At 71.6% G+C, this 1,360-nt stretch carries 2 protein-coding genes; one reads left to right on the top strand and one right to left on the bottom strand.

What is annotated here, in order from left to right:
- Positions 1 to 627: FAD-dependent oxidoreductase (locus ACFV4N_RS43545; protein WP_499678565.1), on the bottom strand; the 627-nt coding region annotated here is incomplete at its 3' end.
- A gap of 426 nt (positions 628 to 1,053) precedes the next feature.
- On the opposite strand from ACFV4N_RS43545, the gene ACFV4N_RS43540 reads away from it, so the two are divergent.
- On the top strand, positions 1,054 to 1,360 hold a 307-nt coding region (locus tag ACFV4N_RS43540; RefSeq protein WP_499678564.1), incomplete at its 3' end, for a hypothetical protein.

Here is a 1,360-nt window from a genome sequence, read left to right as displayed (position 1 = left end):
CCGGTAGAAGCTCCACTCCTCGAAGCGGTGCGCCAGGTCGGACCACAACCGCCGCGCCCGCACCAGGTCGCGCGCCACCAGCGCCTGCTGCAGCTCGAACACGCCGATGCGCCGCAGCGCCGCCTCCCACCGCCGGTGCGCCCGCGCGAACCCGGCGTGCTCGGCGTACAGGTCCGTGATGGCGCCCACCGAGTAGCTCCGCCCGCGCAGGTCGACCACGGTCCGGGGCGTGACGTCGGCGGCGTACTCGTCGCGGAAGGGACTCCTGGCCAGGCCGAACTCCCCGGTGTAGTGGAGCAGCAGGTGAGCCGAGTCGGGGAAGCGCATGCACCCCAGCTCGACCACGGCGCTGTCCGCGGCCGACAGCCGCCGGGAGAACATGCGCCCGCCCAGCCTGCGCCCGCCGGGGCCTCCCGGTTCGGTCTCCGCCTCGTACACGATCGGGCGGCAGCCGATCCGCAGCAGCTCGTAGGCGGCGGTCAGGCCGCTGCCGCCGGCGCCCACCACGGCCACCGGCGAACCCAGCGCGTGGTCCGGCAGCCGGCCGATCCTCCGACCCCCCGACACGTGCCCGGCGTAGTCGAACGGGAAGTCGACCTGCAGGTCGGCGGCGCGCGGCTCGGTCACGCTTCGTCCTCTCCCCGGACGCGGTCGGCCCCGTGCGGGCGCGCCGACCGTCACCGGCACTGCGTGGTTGCTCTCGGTAATGAACGAATTTCGACCGGCCGGCGCGGACAGCCACCCGAACGGGTGCCGAATGCCCTCCGTCGCAAAGTAACAGCGCCGTCGACACCCGGTCCAGCGCCGCGAGGGAATACCGGGATTTCATCCCTCGTACGTCGCAACGCGCGATCACCCCGGAGGCTCGGCGCCGAACCGCCATTCGAGGATATCCGCCGACCTGTTCGGGATCACCGCGTCGCCGGTGGCGGGAGCTGCGCATCGACGCGGAGGACTAAGGCATAAGTCGCATATCCGTCGGGCGCGGGAAGACATAGGCTGGCGGCTGCGCCTAATCCGGTTCGCAGCCCGAACGCGGCCAGGAGGGACGACATGGTGAAAGCCGCGGAACTGATCCGGAACTACCAGGAGCTGCTGCCGGTCAAACAGCAGGTCCAGGGCAACGAACTGCTCGCGGCCGCTAGAGAGGGCCGCGTCCACCCGCAGCACCTGCAACGACTGGTGATCGGGGAGTTCCTCACCCAGCAGGCCGAGCTGCCCCGGTACGGCATGCTGATCGACCGGTTCCGCCACGAGGTCCCGGCGGGCTTCTTCGCGTACGTGGCGACGGTCTACATCTCGCAGCGGCGGCTGCTGGCCGACGCCGCGGCCCCCGCCGTCGGGCTGGACCCCGAGGAAC

Origin of the sequence: Actinosynnema sp. NPDC059797 (assembly GCF_042732085.1) — a bacterium.
Classification (GTDB): Bacteria; Actinomycetota; Actinomycetes; order Mycobacteriales; family Pseudonocardiaceae; genus Actinosynnema.
Note: the sequence above shows the minus strand (reverse complement) of the source record. Positions and strands in the feature narration are given on the sequence as shown.